At 46.4% G+C, this 25,683-nt stretch carries 23 protein-coding genes and 1 pseudogene; 21 read left to right on the top strand and 3 right to left on the bottom strand.

Features of this window, described 5'->3' with window-relative positions:
* The first annotated feature begins 14 nt into the window (after positions 1-14).
* A complete protein-coding gene (locus tag AC58UW_RS08130; RefSeq protein WP_497420191.1) occupies positions 15-1,859 on the top strand; it encodes a putative bifunctional diguanylate cyclase/phosphodiesterase in 1,845 nt (614 codons plus the stop codon).
* Positions 1,860-1,899: 40 nt separating this feature from the next.
* On the opposite strand, the gene AC58UW_RS08125 is transcribed toward AC58UW_RS08130, so the two are convergent.
* On the bottom strand, positions 1,900-2,403 hold the full coding sequence (locus tag AC58UW_RS08125; protein ID WP_497420190.1) for a hypothetical protein: 504 nt from the start codon (positions 2,401-2,403) through the stop codon (positions 1,900-1,902).
* A 116-nt stretch (positions 2,404-2,519) separates the two neighbouring features.
* Between AC58UW_RS08125 and ybaK the strand changes: the two are divergent.
* The 16 genes and pseudogenes from ybaK (at position 2,520) to AC58UW_RS08045 (ending at position 20,437) form a co-directional block, all read left to right on the top strand.
* Positions 2,520-2,999, top strand: a pseudogene (gene ybaK, locus AC58UW_RS08120) (Cys-tRNA(Pro) deacylase).
* A gap of 125 nt (positions 3,000-3,124) precedes the next feature.
* Positions 3,125-3,661 carry a YcxB family protein gene (locus tag AC58UW_RS08115; protein WP_497420189.1) on the top strand — a complete coding sequence of 179 codons (537 nt, stop codon included), beginning with the start codon at positions 3,125-3,127 and terminating at the stop codon, positions 3,659-3,661.
* Between the two features lie 107 nt (positions 3,662-3,768).
* A complete protein-coding gene (locus AC58UW_RS08110) occupies positions 3,769-4,071 on the top strand; it encodes a YunC family protein (RefSeq protein ID WP_145659671.1) in 303 nt (100 codons plus the stop codon).
* Positions 4,072-4,319: 248 nt separating this feature from the next.
* A complete protein-coding gene (locus tag AC58UW_RS08105) occupies positions 4,320-5,111 on the top strand; it encodes a basic amino acid ABC transporter substrate-binding protein (RefSeq protein ID WP_497420188.1) in 792 nt (263 codons plus the stop codon).
* A gap of 84 nt (positions 5,112-5,195) precedes the next feature.
* Positions 5,196-5,843, top strand: a complete 648-nt coding sequence (locus AC58UW_RS08100) for an amino acid ABC transporter permease (RefSeq protein ID WP_497420187.1) — start codon at positions 5,196-5,198, stop codon at positions 5,841-5,843.
* A gap of 13 nt (positions 5,844-5,856) precedes the next feature.
* On the top strand, positions 5,857-6,579 hold the full coding sequence (locus AC58UW_RS08095) for an amino acid ABC transporter ATP-binding protein (RefSeq protein ID WP_497420609.1): 723 nt from the start codon (positions 5,857-5,859) through the stop codon (positions 6,577-6,579).
* Between the two features lie 341 nt (positions 6,580-6,920).
* Positions 6,921-8,621 carry a sensor histidine kinase gene (locus AC58UW_RS08090; RefSeq protein WP_497420186.1) on the top strand — a complete coding sequence of 567 codons (1,701 nt, stop codon included), beginning with the start codon at positions 6,921-6,923 and terminating at the stop codon, positions 8,619-8,621.
* Positions 8,618-10,201, top strand: coding sequence for a response regulator (locus AC58UW_RS08085; protein WP_497420185.1), 1,584 nt, complete (start codon positions 8,618-8,620; stop codon positions 10,199-10,201). Before AC58UW_RS08090 ends, AC58UW_RS08085 begins: the two co-directional genes overlap by 4 nt.
* 105 nt (positions 10,202-10,306) lie before the next feature.
* Entirely contained in the window at positions 10,307-10,996 is a 690-nt protein-coding gene (locus AC58UW_RS08080; protein ID WP_497420608.1) for an ABC transporter ATP-binding protein, read from the top strand.
* Complete coding sequence (locus tag AC58UW_RS08075; protein WP_497420607.1) at positions 10,986-12,020, top strand: efflux RND transporter periplasmic adaptor subunit; 1,035 nt, start codon at positions 10,986-10,988, stop codon at positions 12,018-12,020. Before AC58UW_RS08080 ends, AC58UW_RS08075 begins: the two co-directional genes overlap by 11 nt.
* Positions 12,021-12,041: 21 nt before the next feature.
* Positions 12,042-14,948, top strand: a complete 2,907-nt coding sequence (locus AC58UW_RS08070; RefSeq protein ID WP_497420184.1) for an ABC transporter permease — start codon at positions 12,042-12,044, stop codon at positions 14,946-14,948.
* Between the two features lies 1 nt (position 14,949).
* A complete protein-coding gene (locus tag AC58UW_RS08065) occupies positions 14,950-15,834 on the top strand; it encodes an ABC transporter ATP-binding protein (RefSeq protein ID WP_497420183.1) in 885 nt (294 codons plus the stop codon).
* Positions 15,835-16,005: 171 nt separating this feature from the next.
* Positions 16,006-17,301 (top strand): homocysteine synthase, encoded by a 1,296-nt coding sequence (locus AC58UW_RS08060; protein WP_497420182.1) that lies wholly within the window; start codon positions 16,006-16,008, stop codon positions 17,299-17,301.
* Between the two features lie 194 nt (positions 17,302-17,495).
* Positions 17,496-18,332, top strand: a complete 837-nt coding sequence (locus tag AC58UW_RS08055; protein WP_497420181.1) for a M15 family metallopeptidase — start codon at positions 17,496-17,498, stop codon at positions 18,330-18,332.
* Positions 18,333-18,435: 103 nt separating this feature from the next.
* Positions 18,436-19,449 carry a Gfo/Idh/MocA family protein gene (locus tag AC58UW_RS08050; protein ID WP_497420180.1) on the top strand — a complete coding sequence of 338 codons (1,014 nt, stop codon included), beginning with the start codon at positions 18,436-18,438 and terminating at the stop codon, positions 19,447-19,449.
* Positions 19,450-19,483: 34 nt separating this feature from the next.
* Positions 19,484-20,437 (top strand): cupin domain-containing protein, encoded by a 954-nt coding sequence (locus AC58UW_RS08045; protein WP_497420179.1) that lies wholly within the window; start codon positions 19,484-19,486, stop codon positions 20,435-20,437.
* A gap of 313 nt (positions 20,438-20,750) precedes the next feature.
* On the opposite strand, the gene mtnA is transcribed toward AC58UW_RS08045, so the two are convergent.
* Together mtnA and mtnK are read right to left on the bottom strand one after the other, a co-directional pair.
* Complete coding sequence (mtnA, locus tag AC58UW_RS08040; protein ID WP_497420178.1) at positions 20,751-21,827, bottom strand: S-methyl-5-thioribose-1-phosphate isomerase; 1,077 nt, start codon at positions 21,825-21,827, stop codon at positions 20,751-20,753.
* Positions 21,824-23,050, bottom strand: a complete 1,227-nt coding sequence (mtnK, locus tag AC58UW_RS08035) for an S-methyl-5-thioribose kinase (protein ID WP_497420177.1) — start codon at positions 23,048-23,050, stop codon at positions 21,824-21,826. Before mtnK ends, mtnA begins: the two co-directional genes overlap by 4 nt.
* A 200-nt stretch (positions 23,051-23,250) precedes the next feature.
* On the opposite strand from mtnK, the gene AC58UW_RS08030 reads away from it, so the two are divergent.
* From AC58UW_RS08030 to sufC, 4 genes are all read left to right on the top strand, one after another.
* Complete coding sequence (locus AC58UW_RS08030; RefSeq protein WP_497420176.1) at positions 23,251-23,709, top strand: Dps family protein; 459 nt, start codon at positions 23,251-23,253, stop codon at positions 23,707-23,709.
* 103 nt (positions 23,710-23,812) lie between these two features.
* Complete coding sequence (locus AC58UW_RS08025; protein WP_497420175.1) at positions 23,813-23,986, top strand: hypothetical protein; 174 nt, start codon at positions 23,813-23,815, stop codon at positions 23,984-23,986.
* A gap of 116 nt (positions 23,987-24,102) precedes the next feature.
* On the top strand, positions 24,103-24,672 hold the full coding sequence (locus AC58UW_RS08020; protein WP_497420174.1) for a DUF1802 family protein: 570 nt from the start codon (positions 24,103-24,105) through the stop codon (positions 24,670-24,672).
* A 165-nt stretch (positions 24,673-24,837) separates the two neighbouring features.
* A complete protein-coding gene (sufC, locus tag AC58UW_RS08015; RefSeq protein WP_145659645.1) occupies positions 24,838-25,668 on the top strand; it encodes a Fe-S cluster assembly ATPase SufC in 831 nt (276 codons plus the stop codon).
* Positions 25,669-25,683 lie beyond the last annotated feature (15 nt).

Raw genomic sequence — 25,683 nt, 5'->3', positions numbered from 1 at the left:
GAGGAGGCAAAGTTGTGAAAAACCGGCTCTATATTGGCGGATACTTGATTGTCGCCATATTCGTAAGCCTTTACGTAAAGCCGTATGCTGTATGGATATGTGTTCTAGCTGCCCTGCCTCTGTTTATTCAGCTTTTGAGAAAAGAAAGGGACATGCAGCACTCATCAAAATCAGATCTGCAGCATCATCATGTGCTGGATTCTTTATTTGAGCATAATCCGAACGCGATTGGGATTTTTGATCAAGAAGGGACATTCATTCGGGTTAATGCCGCCGCGGAAACGATCCTCGGGTACTCGGCATCCGAGTTGCTGGAGAAACGCTTCAGCCACTTTGTGACGCAAGAGCAGTATGAGTTGACGTGCAGTCAACTTCAGCTGGCGACGGATGGAGAGCCACTTACCTTTGAAACTTCTGTGTCTCATCAAAGCGGTTATCGGGTTGATCTACATGCAACGGCTGTTCCTGTTCAACTGAGCACGGAGGGTAGAGGCTTTATTCTCATCTGCCAGGATATAACGGAACGTAAGCGCGGAGATGAGCAAGTTCGGTATATGGCGTATTATGACGACATGACGGGGCTGCCTAATAGGCGCATGTTCAGAGACAACCTGAACGAGCGATTGAGCCTAGCTAGATCTGTGGGGCAGCAGGTTGCCGTGTTTTATTTAGATATCGATAGGTTCAAATTAGTCAACGACAGCTTCGGCTACGATTATGGCAACATGCTGCTTCTGCAGCTAGCCGAACGCTTCACAAGATGCACCACCGAAAATGATTACTTGGCACGGACGGAAGGCGATGAATTTGCCTTCTTCTACACGAATGTAGCTGACTCCAATGATGTCATTGCTGTCATCGCGGAGATTAACCGCGTCCTGGAAAAACCATTTGTTCTTGAGCAGTATGAACTGCATATTACAGCAAGTATTGGTGTTGCCATCTCTACGGTAGATGATGAAGATGCGGATACATTAATGAAATATGCCGACATCGCACTCGCCAGAGCGAAAGAGAAAGGGCGCAATGATTTTCAAATTTTCAACGCTGATATGAAATCCGTCTCCATCAATCGGCTCAAGTTAGAGAATGAGCTACGCAGAGCGATTGCTGGGGAAGAATTTGTATTATTCTATCAACCACAGGTTGATATTGAGACTGGACGCATTGTCGGAGTAGAGGCGTTGATTCGTTGGAATCACCCAGAGAAGGGGTTGATCTCGCCGAACCATTTCATTCCCTTTGCCGAAGAATCCGGTTTGATCGTGCCGATCGGGGAATGGGTGCTTCGCGCGGCATGCAAGCAAAATAAAGCCTGGCAAAATCAAGGCTTCCCCAAGATGCCGATTTCCGTTAATCTGTCGATGCGGCAGTTTTTCCAGCATAATCTGAAGGGCAAGATCTCTCATGTACTGGAGCAAACGGAGCTTGAACCGCAGTATTTGGAGCTTGAAATTACTGAAAGCATGACCATGGACGTCGATCACGCGATTCAATCCTTGTTGGAACTCAAGGAGCTAGGTGTTCATGTGAGTATCGATGATTTCGGGACCGGCTACAGCTCCCTCTATTATTTGAAGAAATTCCCGATTGATAAGCTGAAGATTGATCGTTCCTTTGTCCGTGACATTATGGTGGATCCCAATGACGCGGCGATCGTTACTACTATTATCGCGATGACGCACCATCTGAACTTGAAAGTCATCGCGGAAGGTGTAGAAACGGAAGAGCAGCTGCACTTCCTGCATCAGAACCGCTGCAATGAAGTGCAGGGCTATTGGTTCAGCCCGCCAGTGAACGCAGCCCAGCTGGAGAATATGCTAAGTCATGGGGTTCATGCCGCGGCTTCGGGCAACTAACAGAAAGAGGATGTCCCTGGTCAGGGACATCCTCTTTCTGTTAGAAAGCGACGTAATCGTCGATTTCATTGAGTTTAAATGAATAAACTTTCTTCTCATCCACATGATACACGGCAACATTTTGATTGCTGCTGTCATAATTCAAAATCCGGCAGGGAAGATTGAGCTTAATGCCCTGGCCTTTGATAACGGTTAGTCGAATTAACGTGTTGTTGGCTTTGAAGCCTTCTAGCTGAGTGATAATGTGATCGGCCGCTCCGCTTGGCGCTGTTGACTTCATTGTTGGCGCGGGAGATGCAGGCGGGGGAGAAGTTACTGCCTTTTTGCCAGTATATGAAGGAGGCGTGCTCTCTTTTTGAGTTGTATTTAATTCGATTAATTTACCGAGCTCGATGCCCTTGAGGATTTGATAGTCTTTGACCGTCTGTGTCTGTGCGTTAAGAAGATGAAGGAGCTTTTCCATCGCAAGACCATTCGTGGCCTCTTCAATTAAAATTTCTACAGTGAATAAATGACCTGTTTGGTTGGGTTTACCTTGACTCATATGGCCTCCTTGCAGCCTAGAAATTGCTCATGTCCTAACTATATCATGTTATGATATCCAAATATAGATTGGTTTTTCATTCGTGCAACTTTTTGTATACAAAAGAGGAGGAACTTATGTCAAACAAAACGAATGCCTGCCGAATCCTCGATTCTCTCCATATCACTTATTCGCTTCACGAATATGATTGGGACGAAGATCAATTGGATGCCACTACCGTTGCCGCAAAAGTGGGCCTAAAGCCAAGCCAGTTGTATAAAACCCTCATCTTAAAAGGGGACAAAACGGGTGTTCTTGCAGCCTGCATTCCCGGTGACCAGGAACTGAACTTAAAGAGCCTAGCTTCTGTAAGCGGAAATAAGAAGATTGAAATGGTGGCTGTCAAAGACATCCAATCGCTTACTGGCTATATACGGGGCGGCGTATCTCCTCTGGGGATGAAGAAGAAGTATCCCTTTTAACTACATGCCTCTGTCGAATCGATGGCATTGGTTAGTATTAGCGGCGGGCGCCGGGGGTTGCAGATTTTCTTGCAGGGTGGAGATTTGGTGGCCGCCTCTGAGGGGCGGCTTGTGGATATAGCTACGACATTGTAATAACGGTACAATATTTATCATAAATTGATTATTTGCAACACGATTCGACAAATTTTTCACTATGAAGATTTACATTGTTCCCTTAGTATTAGAAATAGTTGGTATTAACTATAGAGGAGTAAACAATGATAAATCAACCTTTATCCAATCACCAAAAAGTAAGCTTTATAGGTCAAATTTCCTTTCAGGATTATAAGGACTTTCAGCTTCTCCATTCAAAAAACAAGATGTTATTCCAAATTGTTTATTTATTTGTTATTTTCATGGCAGTCGTGCTCTATGCATCCTCATTTGATACAACGTTGCTGCCTGTGTTTATTCCGTTCGGTATCCTTGTAAGTCTGGCTATTGCACTAGTTAGTAAATTATTAATGAATATGAAATATCAAAGTGTATTTAAAACGGATAAACTGCTTCAAAAAGAATATTCATACATACTCGATGATGAAGGCATCCGTACAGATTCTGAGGTAGGTAATGGTAAATTTAAATGGGAAGAAGTATATCAAGTGAAGCAAAATAAGAAACTGCACTTAATCTATATTGCGAAAAATAAAGCATTAATCATTCCCAGATCATTTTTTGATGATGCCGAGCAAATAAATAAATTTGAAAGTTTACTCAGCACTAATTTGTCTGTCAAACAATACAAACATAGGTAGCTGGCTTGTTAGCCACAAACAAAAATTCTTTTTCCACCAAACATCACACCGTACTAGCCGCACGCGCATATACTACCGTAAGACTGCAAAGAGGAGCTGTGCAGAGCATGATGCGCGTAGAACCTATTCTCCTTGAGGGACATACTGCAATTGCGATAGAGGTTAAATTGCCCAAGACGACGCTGCTGGTAGTAACGACAGATAAAGGATACATTATGTGCGGTGCATTAGACGTTGCACTGCTCAACGAGCGTTTGAGTGAACGCAACATTGTCGCAGCAAGGGCAACTGGCGTGCGCACGATTGAGGAGCTTCTGGAAGCACCGCTGGAATCGGTGACGCACACGGCGGAAGACCTGGGCATTTTTGCTGGAATGACGGGAAGGGAAGCCATTTTAAAAATGATGTAAGGGTCAGCAATCGACAACAGCAACTTATGGAATTTGAACGCTTGGATCATGAGATCCGGGCGTTTTTCTATTTTTTATAGGTAAAAAGAACAAAGGTAGTCCAATTCTTTTGTGCAAAAAACCAAAAATGAACACGAAAGTCGGTTGCCTGCATTTTCCTTATTACTTTTCTAAACACAGACATTGTCATTTTATTAACCAGATGTTAAAATATGATTCGTTCCATACATAGCACGGGGGGAATCTCAATGAAAAAAATATCTTTTTTAGTTTTAACAGCAGCTCTAGTTATTGGATTAACGGGTTGTGGAGGAGCTAAAGATAGCGGCGGCACGAAGTACAAGTTTGCGACAGATGCTGCTTATGCGCCAATGGAATATATGGATAAAGACAAGATGACCGGGTTCGACATCGATTTTCTTGCAGAAGTTATGAAAGAAGCAGGACTTTCCTACGATGTAACGAATACGGGTTGGGACACGATGCTTACAAGCGTTAAACAAGGGAAAGAGTACCAAGCTGGGATTTCCAGCGTTTCGATTACAGATGAGCGTAAACAATCCTACGATTACTCCATCCCGTATTTCGAATCAACCAACATGATTCTTGTCAAAGAAGGCAGCCCGATCAAAAGCGCGACAGACCTGAAGGACAAGAAGGTTGCCGTTCAAATCTCTACAACAGCAGATACGCTTATGAGCAAAATCATGGGCGAGAAGAACCCATCCTTGAAACGTCTTGATAACAACACGCTTGCACTGTTGGAACTTGAAAATAACGGTGTAGACGCGGTTGTAGCGGATATCGCAATCGTTCGTGAATATGTGAAAAATAATCCGAACAAAAAATTCGTTACCATTTCCGATGCGAAAAACTTTGAGTCCGAATACTACGGTATTCTGCTTCCTAAAGGCAGCGAACTTAAAGCGAAGCTTGACCCGGCAATCAAGAAAGTGATTGAAAACGGGGCTTATGCAAAGGTGTATAAAAAATGGTTCGGTCAAGAGCCTGACACGAAAAAGTTGCTTGAACAAAAATAATAAGAGAAGCAGCATGCGTGACTTCAACCCTACGCATGCTGTTGTTCTGTTTTAGGCATAATAAGGTAAGAAAGGAAGTGTGGAATGGAGTTTCGTTTTGACATTATTATTGAATATTTACCGCTTTTATTAAAAGGTACACTTTGGACCATTGGGATATCCATTCTGTCCATCTGCTTCGGTTCCGTGCTGGGACTGGCTGTTGGATTAGGCAAAATGTCTCGTCGTGGATACTTAAGATGGCCAACTAGCATATATGTGAACTTTTTCCGCGGCACACCGCTGTTGGTACAAATTTTGCTCGTGCACTTCGGGGTCGTTCCATTATTTCTGGGTACAACCAATGCCATCATTGCTTCTATTGTTGCTTTAACTTTGAACTCTGCGGGATATATGGCCGAAATTTTCAGGGCAGGCATTCAGTCCATCGATAAAGGCCAAACGGAAGCGGCGCAGTCACTAGGAATGACACACTATCAAACGATGAAAAAGGTCATTTTGCCGCAAGCGATTAAGCGGATGATTCCTCCATTTGGGAATGAGTTTATCGTATTGATTAAGGATTCTTCTCTGTTTGCGGTTATCGCTGCTCCAGAATTGATGTATTGGTCGAATGCGATGCGCAGCCAATATTTCGCAGTGTGGGAGCCTTACTTGACTGCTGCATTAATTTATTTCATCCTCACTTATTCACTAAGCAAGCTGCTTAGCTATGTGGAAAGGAGAGTGTAGAAATATGAACGCGATGATTGAAGTTAGAAATCTTAACAAAGCATTCGGCAATAACGTTGTATTGCGAGATATATCCACAGATATTCAGCACAAAGAGGTTCTGGTTGTGATTGGTCCTTCTGGATCGGGGAAATCAACGTTTCTACGTTGTCTGAACCTGTTGGAGCAGCCTAACGGCGGTTCCATCAAGATCGATGGCAAAGACATTATGGATCCGACGAATAAAATCAATGAGATCCGCATGGAGCTCGGCATGGTGTTCCAGCGTTTTCATTTGTTCCCGCATATGAAGGTCATTGATAATATTACGCTGGCGCCGATTCAAGTGCGTAAATGGTCAGAGGATAAAGCGCGCAAAAAAGCGATGGAGCTTCTAACGAAGGTTGGGCTCGTAGATAAAGCTGATGCTTATCCAGATTCGCTTTCCGGAGGTCAAGCGCAGCGTGTTGCGATTGCTCGCGCACTTGCGATGGAGCCGAAGATTATGCTGTTTGATGAGCCAACTTCCGCTTTGGATCCCGAAATGGTCGGTGAAGTGCTGGCGGTAATGAAGCAGCTGGCTAAGGAAGGGATGACGATGGTTGTCGTGACCCATGAAATGGGCTTCGCTCACGAGGTTGGCGACCGCGTTATGTTTATGGAGCAAGGCGTTATTGTGGAAGAAGGCAAGCCTGATCAAATCTTCGAAAACCCGCAACAAGAGCGGACAAAGTCCTTTTTGTCCAAGGTGCTTTAGTACGGTGAATAACAATAGTAGGAAATAAGAGGCTATCTCATACGGGCAGGAATGACCGGATGAGTGGCCTCTTTTTTTGTGAAGCTGAAACGGGGGCAAACAGCAATAGGAACTACAGTCCCTTATTTTCTGTGACTCGCACGATTACCTGTAGATTCCGCTTCCTCAAAAAACAGCTCATTTATCCAAAATAGAGCCCTGTAGTTCCCTGTAGTGACCTATCTTTTTGGTAAAAGATAGATTTATAATGAAATAACTATCAACTGCAACATGAAAGGTGATGTATGCGATCGCTGATCAGACATGTATTTAATCGCTTTCAATTTCGTGAGTTTCTCTATATGCTTCTAGTTATCTCAATGCCATTAGTTTCGGTCATGTATGCATTTCATCAGCAATTTTCCGCTTACAGCAACAAAGAGTTCACTCTTTCAACGAATCAAAAGCACGATCAAGTGATTAGTAGCATCTATCAGGGACTGCGCAGCGCATCAGAAATAGCGCACCGAGTCACGGAGGATTATGGCGTTGTAACTTTTGTCAAAATGAAAGAGGCAGCTTCCCAAGAAGGAAAAGATTTGAACGAATATACGAACAGCCTGCTGTCTGATCAAATGCTTCAGAACCGTTATCTAGAGCAGGTTTGCTTGACTTTACAGACATCGAATCGAACGTTATGTACTCAGAGCGCAGAGGGTATCGGGATGCTGGATACACGGATCAGAACAGCAGAGAATCGTTTTGAACCATTAATAGCCGAGTATAGTAAACTTGATGCTTATTTGCTGACCTATACGGAGTCAATTAGAGATAAGTCTAGTTTGCAGGAACTTGGAAGGGTTACGTTATGGATCAATATGAACAAGTTGATGAAGGAAGTACCCGTTAAGAGTACTTCTCAAGCCTACGTCCTGAAGGACCAGAATAATAACGTGGTTTATCGGAATGGCCTATACACGGGCGAAGAATTACAAAACGCTGGGCGTGAAACGGACTATTTGCACACGGAGGATTCAATAATTCATTCTGCGAAACACGTAGATATGATAGGGGGAGTCCAGTGGACATCTTACTATGAAGCCGCAATTCCATCGTTTGCATCAGCGTTTCCCTATTATCGCGCTTGGTTAATTGCTTTAATGGCTCTGGTTATTGTGCTCAGTGCAGGCAGCTCACTCCTGTTCATGATTTATGTCACGAGGCCTCTCCATGCGTTAAAAGCTTTGATGAATCGAGCAGAGCTTGGTGATTTAAGAGCGTATTGGACATCCAAGAGTTTTACCGAGTGGGCACATTTAGGTCAAAGCTATAATCAAATGTTGAATCGGCTCGAAGATCTTATTAAGCAGGTAAAAAGAGAGGAATCGCTGAAAAAGGAAGCCGAAATGGAAGCACTCCATTATCAGCTAAACCCGCATTTTCTCTACAATACTTTGAACACGATAAAATGGGTTGCTAAAATACATAAAACACCTCAGATTTCAGAGGTTGTCAGTGCATTAGTTCGCCTGCTGCAAGCTAGCTTAGGTAAGAAGGGCGAATTTATTACACTGCGTGAAGAAATTGGTCTGATCCGCGATTACATGGAGATTCAAAAATTTCGCTATGGGGATCGCATTCAGGTCGTCACTCAAGCGGATGAGTTAACTTTGGGCTGTCTGGTCCCAAGGATGTTCCTGCAGCCGCTTGTGGAGAATGCGATTATCCATGGTATCGAGCCAGCGAAGCGGGAAGGCGTCATAACCATTCGAACATGGTTGGATAGAGACCTTTTATTTTGCCAAGTAGAGGACAATGGTGTCGGGATGCAGGTGGAAGAGGGCAGTTCTGGCTGGAAGGCCATGCAGGCTGCAGGAGGTACCCGATCCGATCGGATGCTGAGAGAACGAATGAGCGGCGTCGGTATATCTCATATTCGCGAGAAAATCAAGCTTTACTACGGGCCGGAATTCAAAATGCATATTGCTAGCAAACCTGGGGAAGGAACCATGATCAGGATGTCCCTTCCCATCCATCAGGGAGAGGAGTTGGAAGCTGAATGAATGTCCTCGTTGTGGATGATGAACCTATCATTCGTTTAGGATTGCGTACATTGGTGGATTGGGAGATGCACGGTTTTCATTATGCCGGGGATGCAGAAGATGGGCTAGAAGCAGTTGAACTGTTGGAGTCTCTCCAAATCGACATTGTGATTACCGATCTGATTATGCCGCGTATGGACGGCATAGCGCTCATAAGAAAGCTAAGAGATTGGACAAGACCAATCAGCACCATCGTTCTGAGCTGCATGGATGATTTCACCTATGTGAAAGAAGCGATGAAGCTTGGGGCGAAGGACTATATTCTCAAGCCTACGATGGAGCCAGAATCGCTAATCGACATCTTGCTGGGTGTCAAGCGAGAGCTCGAAGCTCAGCGGAATGACCAGAGAGCGCAGCAGATTCGGGAGCTTGAGCTGGCTTCCACGAAGCAAATGCAGCTCTCGAACAGGCTGCAGGTCTATTTACAGACCAAGCTTGGCGAAGCTGAGCTGCAGGCAGAGCTCTTCGGGGCAGGCGCGCCGCAGAGCGCTTCTGCCGGAGCAAGCAGCAGCCTCATCAGCCTGCTGCTGCACACCGGGACCAGCGCCGCCGTCACAGACTGGCGCTGGACCGGCTGCCTGGCGGCGCTGCCGCTGGCCGCCGACAGCACGCTGCTGTTCCTCCCAGCAGCAGCCGAAGAGCATGACGCCGCCGGAGATGGCGGCGTCTATGCCGCTGCCGCGGCGCTTGAGCGCGCCGCGGAGGTCCGGCTCGCGCACGCGCCGGACTGGTTTATCGGAGCCGGCGTCGTGATCCGCCGGCTCGCGGACGTGCAGCCTGCCGCGGCGCTGCACGCGCGGCAGGTGCAGGAGCGATTCTACAGCTCCAGCTGGAATCGCTTGGTTGTGCCTGCGCCGGGGGCAGCATGCGGGGAAGTGCCTGCGCTGCCTTTTGAGATTCGCAGCGACCTGCTGCGCTGTGTTTTGCACAATAACAGCGAGGGCTATCAGCACCATGCGGAGGCGCTTTGCCGCAAGTTGAAGGAGCAGCGCCATGACAAGGATAAGGTGTTGCTCTTTATCCAGGAGCTGCTTGCGCTTGCAGCGGGTTACGCGCGCGAACGCGGCTGCGCAGCGCTTGAGCAATATGAGGAGCTATACGTAAATAACAAATCTCTGAGCGCCTGCAGCAAGTTCGAGCAGGTTAGGGAAGTGGTTCTTCAAGCGATGAACATGCTGATGAAGAATACGATGCCTGTTGGATTAGAGTCGATTCACCGCTCAAACAATCCCTTTATTCGTAAGGTTTTGACTTATATGATGGACAATTATGCATCCCCCATCAGCACATCGGATATGGCTGAATATGTCAGACTGAGCCGCAGCTATTTGAGTGATTTATATAGTAAGGAAATGGGAGAATCGCTGAGTGAAACATTGACGCGAATCCGCATGGGAGAGGCGAAACGCAGACTGCGAACAGGCGAAATGAAGGTATATGAAGTGGCTGATGCCGTCGGATTTCCAGATGCGAAGACATTTGCCAAGACATTCAAACGTGTAGTCGGCTGCTCGCCCAAAGAATTCGAGCAGAACAAATAGACACCTTTTCCAACAAAGGTTGTCTATTTTTTTATTATGCAAAGGTTTACATTTAGAGAGAGAGTTCCATGATTTAGGAATAAAGATGAGGTGTTAACTTTGACTATGCAGGTAGATCAGGTGCCTATGGTGCAAGCAATTGGTGTTACGCGCGTATTTGGTAAAGGATCGGGAGCGGTTCACGCACTGCGGGGAGCTCATCTCAGTATTCCCAAAGGCAGGCTTGTCGCTCTGCGCGGAAGATCGGGGTCCGGTAAAACAACGCTGCTCAATATCCTCGGGGCACTCGACCATCCTTCGGAAGGCGCCGTTTATTTAGAGGGCATGGAGATCAGCAGTTTATCTGAGGCGAAGCGCAATGAAGTCAGACGGAAGCAGATCGGTCTTATTTTTCAATCCTTTGCTTTAGTCCCCTATATGTCTGCCTACGAGAATGTTGAGTTTGGTCTGCGCATATCGGGTATTCATCCCAAGCACTATAAGCAATTAGCGGAAGAGGCACTGGATTTCGTTGGTTTGAAAATGAGAATGAAGCATCGTCCTTATGAGCTTTCTGGCGGCGAGCAGCAGCGGGTTGCGATTGCCAGAGCGATCGCTCACAAACCCAAGCTGATTTTGGCAGATGAGCCTACAGCGGAGCTGGATAGCAGAATGGGGCTCCAAGTGCTTAAATTGTTCAAAGATTTAGTGCAAGAAGGAATGACCATTATTTTGACCACACATGATCTCGCCATTATGGAAATTGTAGATGAAGTGTATGCATTGGAGGATGGTACCATTGTCGATGAAGGTTAGTCCATTTGCGTCTAAAATCGTTCTTATAACGGGTGTTGTGCTTTTACTAGCAGGGTGCTCGCTGCTGCCCAAAGAAGAGGAGGCGCTAAAGCCGCCGTTAGTCAAACCAGTGAAAGAAAACTTTGAGCTTTATGAAGTGAAGAAAGGCAGCATAACGAAAAAAGCTGCTTTTATGGGGACGTTCAAGTCGAGCCAAACGAGCAATTACTATTATAAAGAGTCAGACCATCGTTTAGCAGGTTTACGCGTCAAATTAGGCGATGTGGTTAAGCCGGGTGATGTGCTTGCTGAATTGGAGAAGGGGGATTTAGAAACTCGCATTGCCCTTCAGAAATTGAATTTGGAGAAAGCCCAGATTGCTGGCGTGCAATCCAGGCAGGCTGATCCCAATCAATCGCTGGCGCTTCGTTTGAAGGATATTGATATTGCAGCTGCGCAGCTGCAACTGACATCCTTGCAAGCGCAGCTGGATAAGACAAGGTTAGTGGCAGAGTCCAGTGGAGTGGTCACTTTCGTAACGAATACTCAGCAAGGAAGTCTAGTGGATGCCTTCAATACGCTTGTGGTTCTGTCCGATCCTGAGCATCTAGAGCTCTCCTATGAAGCTACAGATATCGGAACACTTACGGGTATAGAAGTTGGAATGAATGTAGAAGTCAAGCTCGCGAAATCGGTGAATACGGTGCAGGGCAAAGTGCTGCGAACACCATCCAGCTCTCCCCCAACAGATAACAAGGCACAAGCCGAAAGAAATGCCAAAACGATTATCGTTGGAGTTCCTTTAGGAACAGAGGGTGCAGAGATTGGCGCATCCGGAGACATGACGATTGTTGTTGAGAAGCGAGAGAATGTCATTGTGATTCCGAGAAAAGGACTGCGGACTTATCTGGGCAGAGATTATGTGCAAGTGCTGAATGGGGAAAGCCGCAAAGAAGTCGATGTCGAAAAAGGCCTTGTCACCCCTACGGAAGTTGAAATTCGAACAGGTCTCAAGGAAGGCCAAAATGTCATATTAGAGAACTAGTACTTTCATAGGAGGATTGCAATGGCTTTATTTCTGATGATTCTCCGTAAAATGGTTAAAAATCGCTGGCTCGAGCTTAGTTTATTAGTAGGGCTTATTATTTCAGTAGCTCTCGCAAGCTCGATGCCTATTTATACGCACGCCATTTTACAGCGCATGCTGATCAAGGACTTGGAATTTCTGCAAACAGACACCAGACAATATCCGGGGCAAGTGTATAATTACGCGTACTTTGTAAGATCCGAGAAGGAGCCAGAGACAGATCGTCTTCTCGCGGAAACGGACGCTTTTTTGACAGAAAAAAGCAAAGCATTTGGTGTCCCTATTCTTCTTTCGACCACCACGCGCAGCACGATGAATTTCAATTTTAAACCGAGTGATCCTAGTAAAGTCGATCCTAGTGTGAAGCGTCTAGGCGAGCTGACAACGATGTCGGAGTTAGATAAGCATATTCGCCTTGTTGACGGTGTTATGCCCTCCGCAGAGCCTGTGAATGGCGTGTATGAAGCGTGGGTATTCCCTGAGCTGCTGACGGAGATGAAGATTGTACTTGGCAATGAATTAACCATCACAGACGCGGATTTGAAGCAAAACATTCGCGTTAAACCGGTAGGGGTCATTGATCGCAGCGATTACGCCGATCCGTATTGGACCAATAATATGTATGATTTGCGATCAAGATTTTTCATTCCCTTTGGATTATTTGAGAAAGAAATTACCACTAACAAAGAGTTTACCAGCCTGTATTGCTTTTGGAATTATATACTCGATTATCACCAATTAAAGCTGGAAGGGTTGGGAGCCTACACCGCTGCACATGCGCAAATGGAAGGCTACTTAAGCAGTCGGTTCAATTCTTATAAAGCTGAGAATCCCTCGCTTCCTACCTTGAAAGTGTATGGTGAGAAAGAGAGAAAATTAAGAATGATGTTATGGTCGCTGAATGTGCCTGTAAGTATTTTGTTAGCTTTCTATTTATTCATGGTTGCTAATTTGATTACAGAAAGGCAAAAAACAGAAATTGCGGTTCTGCGCAGCAGAGGAGCAAGCCGTACTCAGATTCTATTGGGCTATGTGCTGGAGGGGGCTTTATTAGGGGGGATTGCTCTTCTAGTTGGACCTGCCATCGGGATGCAATTGACCAAAATTCTTGGCGCTTCCAATGGGTTTCTGGAATTTGTTCAACGCGCTGCAATGGAAGTTAAGCTGAATAAAGAAGCTTACCAATATGCTTTGGTTGCCGTGGTAGCTTCGGTTTGCATGACGCTCATTCCTGCCGTAATGGCGACTCGCACGACCATTGTTGGTCATAAGCAGTCCCTCGCGAGGAAGAACAGGCTCTCTTTTGTTCATAAAATCTTTCTCGATGTTGTCTTATTAGCCGTATCGATTTATTTATTGCAGAGCTTTAACCGGCGAATGACGGATCTGGTAGCTCTTGGGCTGGATTCGATGGACATGAAGGTCGATCCCCTCCTTTTTGTTGTGCCGGCGTTATTCATTTTTGCAATGGGCCTGTTCCTCCTGCGGATCTATCCGTGGATTATTCAATTGATCTATACGGTTGGACGCAAATGGTGGCCGCCTTATCTGTATTCGACGCTCCTTCAGGTAGGCAGGTCTACGACACAATACCAGTTCATTATGCTGTTTATCGTGATGACACTGGCAACCGGTTTGTTCAGTGCGAGCGCAGCCCGGACGATGAACAAAAACATCGAAGAGAAGATCCGCTATACGAATGGGACGGATATTGTTTTGCAAACACCCTGGGATAATGATGCACCGCCTCCACAGTCAGGCCCGTCTGGACCTTCGGGTGATGCTGGTTCTCCTGCAGGTGAAGCTGTTGTCAAGAAACGAGTGCAATATACGGAGCCTCCGTTTCTGCCTTTTACCCAACTGGCAGGTGTTGAATCCGCTGCTCGTGTTTTTCAAAAGAAAGATGCTTACCTCACAATCGGCAAAGAAACGAAACGGACAACGCTGATGGGGATTGATACAGATGAATTCGGTCAAACGGCCTGGCTTCGCGATCATTTGCTGGATCATCACTTCTATGAGTATTTGAACTTGCTGGCTGGAGATTCCAAGGCTGTGCTTATTTCTCGGTCTATTGCTGATGAAACAGGGGCTAAAGTTGGCGATACGGTGAATATTGGTTGGGGAGATGTAAGAGGAACCGCCTCTGTCGTCTATGGGATTATCGATTACTGGCCAAGCTGGAATCCTAATCCGATATTGACAGCCTCATCAAGTACGGGAAGCACGTCAGGCTCGACGAAGAAAACTAAAGTGGATGCACCCAAGCTTGTCGTTGGACATCTTTCCTACTTCCAAAATAATTTGGCTGTGGAACCGTATGATGTATGGCTTAAGCTAAAACCTGACATGACCAGCCAAGCTTTGTATGAAGCGTTAGATAGTAAACACATCGAGATTACAAGCCTGGTTGATACGAAGCAAATGTTAGTCCGTTCCAAAAACGATCCTTTCCAACTGGCCGTGAACGGCGTTATGACACTTGGTTTCTTGATTGCGATCGGCATCAGCTTTATGGGCTTTCTTTTGTACTGGGTGCTCTCATTATCCGGTCGAATTTTACAATTCGGCGTGCTTCGCGCGATGGGGATTTCTTATGCTCAGTTGATCGGAATGCTAGTTGCCGAGCAATTGTTAACCTCCGGCGCAGCTGTCCTGATTGGTATGGTCACGGGGAACACGGCTAGCCGTTTGTACGTTCCCTTGTTCCAGTTAACGTTTGACTCATCGAGTCAAGTGCCGCCTTTTCAAGTGAGCTTCGATCCTAACGATCAGCTGCATTTATACGTCATCGTCTTGGTTATGATAGGGATTGGTTTACTGCTGCTAGGCGGGATGCTCTCCAGAATTAAGATTCATCAAGCCATTAAGCTTGGGGAGGATTAAGATGATTCACTGTGAAAATTTGGTTAAAATCTATAAGGCAGCTGATCTTGAAGTCGTTGCTTTGCAAGGGCTTGACCTCCACGTTGAGGAAGGTGAGCTGATGGCGATTATCGGTAACAGCGGCAGCGGGAAATCGACGTTGTTGAATATGCTGGGAGGGCTGGATCGCCCCTCAGCAGGTAATCTTCGTGTGGATGGGAAGGATTTGCTGAAATTTAAGGAATCCGATCTGGTCAAGTATAAAAGGGAAACCGTTGGCTTCGTCTGGCAAAATAATGCGAGAAACTTGATTCCTTATTTGACAGCTTTGGAAAATGTGGAGCTGCCTATCCTTCTCCAGGGGCGGCGCAAGCGCCATCGCGCTTTAGATTTGCTGGAAGCTGTAGGTTTAAGCCATCGTAGAAACAATAAGCTCAATGAGCTTTCTGGCGGGGAGCAGCAGCGTGTCGCTATTGCCATTGCGCTTGCGAATCAGCCAAGGCTCTTATTGGCGGATGAACCCACAGGGTCTGTCGACACGAAAATGGCGAATCAAATTCTCGATCTGTTTCGCGAGCTGAACCGCAGTTTTGGATTAACGGTTGTTATTGTTACGCATGATCCGCTTTTGGCCAAGAAGGTAGACCGCGTGGTTGCGATTCGGGACGGCAAAACGTCCTCGGAGATTCTGCGGCGCAAATCCTATCAAGAGGAATTGCTGGAGCTTGAGCAGGGTATCCTGGCTGCCGAAGAGGATTCCCATGTTGAGTATGCCGTCGTTGACAAGGCGGGCAGACTGCAAATTCCGGCCAATTTCCTCGACTCGATTGGAGCTTCCCGGACGAATAAAGTGCGCGTTGCAATGGAAGATGGACGGATCGTATTACTGCCGCCTGACAAGGCATAGAGGGAAACTAGCAGGAACACTCTCTTTCTATGAAACAAGTATAGAAAAAAATGTCAATATGGTATATTGACTATGACTAGATATTTCCATTAGAATAAATACATACTAATCCAGTAGGAATTATCGAGTTATTGTCAACTTATCCATTTACCATCCAAGGAGGCATGTGCAATGTCAGATTCCAAACGCCAGTACTTACCGGAAACATTAGCCATTCATGCAGGTCAAGAGATCGATCCTACAACGAATTCAAGAGCTGTTCCGATTTATCAAACAACGTCTTACGTTTTTAACGATACGGACCATGCCGCAAATTTATTTGCACTCAAAGAGTTTGGTAATATTTATACGCGAATTATGAATCCAACGACGGATGTTTTTGAGAAGCGGATTGCTGCTTTGGAAGGTGCGCCAGCGGCTCTTGCCGTAGCATCCGGTCAGGCTGCTATTACGTTTGCGATTTTGAACATTGCTGAAGCTGGAGATGAAATTGTATCGGCTGCTTCCTTGTATGGCGGAACTTATAATTTATTTTCAAATACATTGCCTAAGCTAGGGATTAACGTTAAGTTCGTTGACCCAAGTAATCCCGAAAATTTCCGCAGCGCCATTACGGATAAAACGAAAGCGATTTACGCGGAGTCGATCGGCAATCCCAAAGGAGATATCCTCGATATCGAAGCTGTCGCAGCGATTGCACATGAGAATGGCATTCCATTGATTGTTGATAATACGTTCCCAAGTCCTTACCTCCTAAGACCTATCGAGCACGGCGCTGACATTGTTGTACACTCGGCAACTAAGTTTATTGGCGGCCATGGAACTACGATCGGTGGCGTCATTGTTGACAGTGGCAAGTTTGATTGGGTGGCAAGCGGCAAATTCCCAGGTCTAACGAAGCCTGATCCGAGCTATAACGGCGTTGTGTACACCGAGGCGGTAGGGACAATCGCTTACATTATCAAAGCAAGAGTTCAGCTGCTTCGCGATTTGGGTGCTTCGCTTTCACCGAACAGCTCGTTCTTGCTCTTGCAAGGACTGGAAACCTTGCATTTGCGTCTGGAGCGTCATAGCACGAATGCCCTGAAGGTGGCTCAATATTTGGAGTCCCATGAGGCTGTGGAGTGGGTTAGCTATGCCGGACTGGAAAGCCATCCTTCCTATAAGTTAGCTAAGAAATACCTGCCTAAGGGTCAAGGGGCTATCTTGAGCTTCGGGATCAAAGGCGGCGTTGAAGCAGGTAAGAAGCTGATTCATTCCGTCCAGCTCTTTTCACATTTAGCTAATGTAGGAGATTCCAAATCACTCATTATTCACCCTGCAAGCACAACACACTCCCAATTGAGTGAACAGGAACAACTTTCTGCAGGCGTGACAGCTGGACTTATTCGTTTATCCGTTGGAACTGAAGCGATCGAAGATATCATCTACGATTTAGAGCAGGCGATTGCCGCGAGTCAGGCTTAAGCAATTTCTGGAAAAAGAATAAAACTTGTAACAATGATACGTTATGCATAAAATATGAGAAGGCTGCGATTTAGGCGCAAAACCTAAATGGCAGTCTTTTTTACGTTGAAATTCGACTTCATGCAACTTTTACTAGCGATGAGAAGTCTATTTCATGTGTAAGTTTTCAACTTCGAGGAGGCATTCATCTGAGCATGAACAAAATGACAAAATACTCGCTCGCCCTACTGGTGGCGTTATCCATACTGTCGGGCTGCAGCAAAGAGAAAGTTGCACCAAGCGCGAGCCCATCTGTGAGCGCAACGCCAACGGCTACGCCAAATACGGCGACCTCCACATCAACGCCAACAGCTTCACTGCCAACAAGCTCTACGCCGGTTCCGAGTCCTTCAGCTTCTCCGAAGGCATCCAACGCGCCTTCCAAAAGTGATGGACTTCAAGTTATCGCCAAGCCGGAAAGTGTGACGGTTCTGGTGAATAAACAGTTTTCACTTCCTTCGAGCTACGAGCCGACGGATTTGGTCTACCCGGATATTCCCTTTACATTCACGGAGAAGATTGAAAAACGCAAAATGCGCACCGTCGCGGCGGATGCAATTGAAAAGCTGGTTGCTGGCGCGAAAAAAGATGGTATCAATCTAGCGGGCGTTTCGGCCTATCGCTCATACGCCACGCAGAAGTCCCTATTCCAACGTTATGTCCTGAAGGATGGGGAGGAAAAAGCAAAAACGTACAGCGCCGTGCCAGGAACAAGCGAACATGAAACAGGACTTGCGATTGATGTATCCGGCAGTGACGGGAAATGTGCCGCCGAGGATTGCTTTGGAGGGACGAAAGAAGCGAACTGGCTGGAGAAGCATGCCCAGGAGTACGGATTTATTATCCGCTACCCCAAAGGAAAAGAGAAAATTACGGGGTACCAATACGAGCCATGGCACATTCGTTATGTAGGTACGGATACGGCTAAGGATATGGTAGCCAAGAAGATGACCATGGAAGAGTACTACAATGCGGTTCCTGTAAGTAAATAAATGGGGTGTCGTTATTTTGCACCCTCATCTGTCGCTAATTCGAAATTTATCAAGCTGCCAAGGCATGTTAAAATAAAGCCAAGTCACTTATTTGGAGGTTAACATGATTAAAGTAGCAATGTTAAGTTTTTGGCACGTACATGCAAGAGACTATGCCAAACAGGTTACCGAGCACAAAGATACCGAGATTGTAGCAGTGTGGGATGAAATTCCTGAGCGCGGACAAGCAGAAGCGTCGCAGCGTGGTGTTGCCTTTTATTCGGATCTTGCTGAGTTACTGGCAAATAAGGAGATTGACGGCGTCGTTGTTGACACCCCGACGAACATGCACCGTGATGTTATGGTTGCGGCTGCCAAGGCAGGTAAACATATTTTTACGGAGAAAGTTATTGCTCCAACGTTACATGAAGTGAATGAGATTTTGGATGCGGTCAATGAAGCTGGTGTAACTTTGACAGTTTCATTGCCGCGTTTGAATCCAACGTATACATTAGCGGTTCAAGAAATTATCGAGAAGGAACTCCTAGGTTCGATTACGCTAGTGCGCACTCGTCTCTCTCACAATGGCGGTATTTCTACAGAGGCGAATCCGAAAGGCTGGCTGCCTGAGCATTTCTACAATGCTGAACAATGTGGCGGTGGCGCGTTAATCGACCTTGGCTGCCATCCAATGTACCTTACTCGTCTTTTCTTGGGTCTGCCTGAGGCTGTAAGCGCTTCTTATGGCTATGTGACGGGCAGAGAAGTTGAAGATAATGCTGTAGCTACGCTTCAGTATGCGAATGGCGCTCTGGGCATTGTTGAGGCTGGTTTTGTGAACGCTCACTCGCCATTCGTGATTGAAGTTCATGGTACCGAAGGCAGCGTACTGTATTCTGATCATGACGGAAGAGTTCTGCTGCGTACGAGAAAGCATGCTGACGCTGGCTGGACAGCCTACGAGAACGGTCCGAAAGAGAAGCCGTCTGCCTTTGATCAATGGGTAGACCACATTCAAAACGGAACAAAAGCCACTGAAAATATTCAACTGGCTGTGGACTTGACCAAGCTGATGGAGGCTTCCAACCGCTCCGCTGAGTCCAAACAACAAGTACGTATTGATTCCTTGGCTCAGTAATAGCTGAGCTGTACAGGATGGAAGGAGGTTCAGCATGAGTCAGCCCTTTTACTTTGAACCGATGCTTGAAAATCCAACGGCACTCGATCGCTTGGACTTGCGATTTCGGTGGGGTTCTTACGGAATCCGCGTGCTCCGCTGTCATCTGACCTCCTTTCCGGCTGGAACGGTAATCGATTTTCATCATCATTCCGAATTCGAGATTCACTATATCCCTAGCGGAAAAGGCATAGTCATTTTGGATGGGATTACCCACCCTTTGCAGGAAGGGATGCTGTATGTCACAGCTCCAGGTCTCTCGCACCGCCAAGAGGCGGATGAACACGAAAAGATGGATGAGTTGTGTTTGCATGTTGACTTTGTGAGGTTGGAAGAGCCTGCGCCGCAGAGTGATGGCTCTGGGAGCGAGGCGCAGGCTTGGGGAGAAGCATGGGAGATAGCCGAGGCAGATGCTTGCATCAAGCAGCTAAGCGAGCTTCCGCATATCCCTGCCTTTGACCGGCAGGAAGCGATGAAATGCTTTCTGGTCGCTTTTGAAGCTTGGCGGGACAACCAGCTTGGACAATATACGATCATCAAACAATCGATTATCCAAATGCTGCTGAGAACAATAGGAGCTTATAAAGCGGATCATCAAGGTCTCAATTTGCCAGCGCGCGATATGAAAAGCTACCGCTACCAACTTGCTATACAATTCATCGAGGACAACTTCCGGCGTCCATTGACGCTTGAAGGCGTTGCTGAGCGACTGCAGATCTCTTCGCGGCAGCTTCAGCGCATCTTTAAGGAACAAGCGAACATATCCTTCAGTGAATATTTGGAGCAGGTTCGCTTGAAACATGTGTGTACAGAGCTGCTGCAAACGACTATGACCTTGGAGAAAATTGCCGAGAAGAGCGGATTTGCTTCCAGTAATTATTTGCATTATGTTTTCAAAAAAGCCCATGGTGTCACGCCGAACAGGTATCGTGAACGCCTGCATGGATAAGAAAAAGGCTGTTCCCGCCGTTCTCGTAGTCAATCAACTACGATACGGTGGGAACAGCCTTTTTTGGTGGCGACGGGCGATGCCACTCTGTTGCACTTAACTGGAAAAACTACCGCTAATCGGAGCTGTGTCGGCCCAAGGAAGGAAATAGATGGAAAAACTCCATCAAAACCGCCGCTGCCGGACCAAAGTCCCTGGATTTGTTGAAATTAGCGGTAGAAAGTCCAGTTATTTGTGCAATAGTGAAACAAATACAGCAAAATAGCAGGAGTATTCGGCGTTATTTACATTTACAAGCAAGCAATCATGTTAATTACTCAAATAGCTTACGCAGGTTCTCCGCATATGGAGCACGAACGATGCCTTTTTCCGTAATAATCGCCGTCACATATTCGTTCGGTGTGACATCGAAGGCAGGATTAAACACTTTTACGCCTGCCGGTGCCGTACGTTTGCCGAAGCCTTGCGTGATTTCATCTTCATGGCGTTCTTCAATCGGAATGTCCCCGCCTGTAGGTGTGTTCAGATCGATCGTGGAGATCGGGCTCGCCACGTAGAATGGAATGCCGTGCGCTTTCGCCAAGACTGCCACGCTGTACGTGCCGATCTTGTTGGCAACATCACCGTTAGCCGCAACGCGGTCGGTTCCGACGATGACCGCCTGGATCCAGCCCTTGGACATGACCGCGCCGGCCATGTTGTCACAGATCAGCGTCACGTCGACGCCAGCCTGCTGCAGTTCAAAAGCTGTAAGCCGCGCGCCTTGCAGCACGGGACGAGTCTCGTCCGCGAACACTTTCAGGTTCACGCCTTTTTCCTTAGCCAAGTAGAACGGCGCTAGCGCCGTGCCGTACTTGGCTGTCGCAAGACCGCCGGCGTTGCAGTGCGTCAGCACGCCGAAGCCATCCTCGAACAGCGTCAACGCGTGTTCGCCGATCTGGCGGTTCGTCTCCTCGTCCTCCGCTTGAATCTTCTGCGCTTCGTCAAGAAGCGCTGCTTTGAACGCATCGGGGCTAACGCCCGCCGCTGCCAAAGTGCCTGCCTGCGCTCTCATCCGGTCGAGCGCCCAGAACAAGTTCACCGCTGTCGGACGCGACGTCGCCAGGTAGTCGGCTTGCTTCTGGACTTCCGCCAGAAGCCCATCCACCGCGGCATCCACGTTGCGGATACCTAGATATACACCATACGCGGCGGCGATTCCGATAGCCGGAGCGCCGCGAACTTTCAAGTGACGAATCGCTTCCCACACCTCAATTGGTGTTTCCAGCGGCAAATATACAATCTCTTCTGGCAGCAAACGCTGATCTAATAGATCAAGCTGCTGACCATTCCAACGCAAGGATTGCAATGCACCTTGCTCTTCTAAACCTTCTAAATTCTTGTTAGTCATAGAACAAATCCTCTTTCTACTGCTGATTCTTTGGTGACGATGGCAATGAGCTCATCGATAGAAGTCACTTGACGATTAGCGCGAATAAAGCTTGTGCCAATCGCTAACGCCAAACGCTGAGCGCGCTCTCTAGCGGCTCTATCTTCAATTTTATCAATATCTGCGACATGAGCAAGTCCTACGATGCGGCGTACCATTTTTGCACCTGTGAAGCCCACTGTATCCTGAAGTAGATTATTAAGGAAATAGTCTTGGTAGCCAGGCGTTTGGAAGACACGATCTACACCATGCTCATTCCACAAAGCGCGGAAATTGGCTTCAAAATGCGTCCATACCTCTTTCACGGTATTCAGCAAGTAAGCGCGGTACGCTTCACGGCTTTCGTGATCTTGACTCCAGCCTTCTTGTCCCGCAAAGTTTAGAATCAGATTTGCGAGCACAGCGCCAATATCGAAGCCCATTGGCCCGTAATAAGCGAATTCGGGATCGATGACTTTCGTGGAATCAGGTTTGATGAAAATACTTCCCGTATGCAAATCACCATGAAGCAGAGCTTGCGCGCTCGTCAAAAATTTCTGGCGAAGAATCGCGACTTCGAAGTGAAGCTCGCTGTCCGTCCAAAGCTGCTCTGCCGCATCGCGGATATGATCTTCAAAGCTATTCGTTTCCGCATCGCGGTACGGATCATCGAAAATCAAATCCTCCGTAATTTTGCAAAGCTCAGGATTGATGAAGCGGCCTTGTTGGATTTTCTTTTCCTGCTGATTTTTGCCTAAATCCGAAGTGAAAAACAATGTATGTGCCATAAAGCGGCCAATATGCTCGGCAAACAGCGGATATTCGTTCCGTTCAATTAACCCTCTGCGCATAATGATATGATCGCTTAGATCCTCCATCACCGTCAGTGCGAGATCCGCGTCATAAGCATAAACATGCGGCACAAGATCAGGAACTAATCTTTCTTCAATAATTAGCGCTTCGCTTTCAATACGTGCCCGGTCAAGCGTTAACGGCCAGGATTCTCCGACAACCTTCGCATATGGAAGGGCTTGTTTCAAAATAATGCTTTTTCCTGAAGCTTTTTCTGATATGCGAAAAACGAGATTTAAGTTGCCATCGCCGATTTCATGGCTGGTCAGTTCCGATCCAGATTGGAACAAATCTGGGATTTGACGAGCGTATTCGATCGCTTGAGCTTCACTTAAAGGATGATATGTGGACATGGCTTGCCTCCTAATGAGTCATAAAAATTAATTCCAACTAGTTTACTCTGTATTAATCGTCTTTCCCTAGTATAAGACAAAAAGGGGCCGCGTGAAATACTCTCTTCGGAAATGTTGCACAAATTACATAAAATCAGCACAAAGAACGCAAAGTAACGTGTACATGCTGTACCGACAATAACAACTAGGAGGCACTTTTCATGGTAACAACAACACTAACATCAGCTCAATCCATCCAAACCGTTCTCAATAAGCAAATTGCGAACTGGGGCTTGCTTTTTGTTAAGCTTCATAACTTCCATTGGTATGTAAAAGGAAGCCAATTTTTCACGCTGCATGTCAAATTCGAAGAATTGTACAATGAAGCCGCGCTGCACATTGATGTACTTGCTGAACGTCTTCTCTCGATTGGCGGTCAGCCCGCGGCAACTATGAAAGCCTATATGGAGCTGTCCTCGCTAAAAGAAGCGCAAGGAACCGAGACGGCAACCAAAATGGTTGAAGCCGTCATTGAGGATTTCACGATTCTTACCCAAGAGCTCAAGGCAGGCATGCAGGCCTGTGAAGAAGTGCAAGACGAAACGACTTCGGATATGCTGCTAGCCATACAGACTTCACTGGAGAAACACCGCTGGATGCTGCAATCTTTCCTCGGATAGTTACAAGTAGCCAACCCCTTTACAATTTCTTTAAGCTGGAAAAACATGAGCCTAACGATACTTCGTTATACTAGTAGCAAATTCGCTTTCGGAGGATCTTATGATGATGAAAATCCTGAATGTGCTGCTGGTAATGGCGGCGTGCTTTTTCTTATTATTCATGGCTTTCGAGGCGGAGGCACCCGGGAAGAATGCAGATCCTAATCCGATGAAACAGAATCAAACACAGTTTGCCCGTATACAACAATCGTATTACGCCGAAGATGTAAATAAGTAGACTTAGGGATGGCCTGAGAGCCATCCCTTTCTTTTCGCCTTTTCATGCCGTGTTGTTTTGCTTCTTCAAATTCCTTATAATAAGTGGATTATTGGGTGAACAAGGAGTTGGCGTCGGTGGAAAAACCAAAGGCCTTGAAAGAATGGGCTTCGGCTATCAGAGCACTGGAAGACGGCACACAAATTTTTATTATGCGCAAAGGGGGTATAGTTGAAGAAACGAGGGATTTTCAAGTCGAATCGAATGATTTTTTTCTTTATCCTACCTACGAGCACCAAAGAAAAGAATTGCTTAAGGAAAGTTATCGACGTGTAATTGATGATACCTTGGTCTCTTGGAGTGCGCAGGATGACCAGGTCACAATCTGTTCGTATGCCCGGATGATCGAGGATATTGAGATTAATGATGGAGAACTGCTGAATAAGCTGTATCCTTTTCACATTTGGACAGAAAATTTCACGGAAGATAGATTGAAGTGGAAACGTAATAAACCGCTGCATCTCATGTTGCTAAGAGTGTATAAACTGGCAGAACCTTTACATATTCCAATTGAGCAGGCCTATATCGGCTGTAAATCGTGGATTGAGCTAGGGGCTGAAATACCGCCTGAATCCTCGTTAGTTCCGGTATTGAGCGATGAGGATTTTGCTGCACAGGTTGCTGAAATTAAGCGAACTTTGTCGTAAAAAAAAGGTTGCATTTTCACAAAATGCCCACCTTTTTCAAGCAATTGCTCTTTCTTGATTTGACATAGTAAGTTATAATAGAATTATTCTAATGAGAATCAATGATAATCATTTTATGATTGTCGTTTATCTAGTACATTTAAACATTATGGAGGCTTAAAGAAAATGGCAAATTCACCAACATTTACAATAGACGGTCTTAGAGCGAACGTCGAAGGAAAGGAAATTTTGAAAGGGTTAAGTCTTGAAATCAAAGGCGGAGAAATTCATGCCATCATGGGACCGAACGGTACGGGTAAAAGTACACTTGCTTCCGCTTTGATGGGTCACCCGAAATATGAAGTGACGGAGGGTTCTGTTACTCTAGAAGGTGAAGATGTTTTGGAAATGGCTGTTGATGAGAGAGCACGCGCAGGCTTGTTCCTAGCTATGCAATACCCGAGTGAAATCACGGGCGTAACGAACGCTGACTTCTTGCGCAGCGCAATCAACGTACGTCGCGGCGAAGGCAACGAAATCTCGTTGATCAAGTTTATTCGCCAAATGGAAGCCAAAATGAAACAGCTTGAAATGAACCCTGAGTTCATGCACCGTTACTTGAACGAAGGTTTCTCCGGCGGTGAGAAAAAACGTAACGAAATCCTGCAAATGCTTTTGCTTGAGCCTAAATTCGTTATTCTTGATGAAATTGACTCCGGTCTGGATATCGATGCTTTGCGTATCGTTGCTGAAGGCGTTAACGCTATGCGCAGTGAAGAGCGCGGCTTCTTGATCATCACGCATTACCAACGTTTGCTCAACTATGTTAAACCTGATTTTGTACATGTTATGATGCAAGGTCGCATCGTGAAATCCGGTGGTCCAGAGCTAGCTGAGCGTCTGGAAGCGGAAGGCTACGATTGGATCAAAGAAGAACTCGGCATCGTGGACGAGACGGTTGGTCAAGACGAGGAAGAATTCAAAATCCCAATGAACACGCCGGGGCCGAAGTACTAAAGAGAGGAGAGACTT

This window comes from Paenibacillus sp. J22R160, from assembly GCF_059692135.1.
Note: the sequence above shows the minus strand (reverse complement) of the source record. Positions and strands in the feature narration are given on the sequence as shown.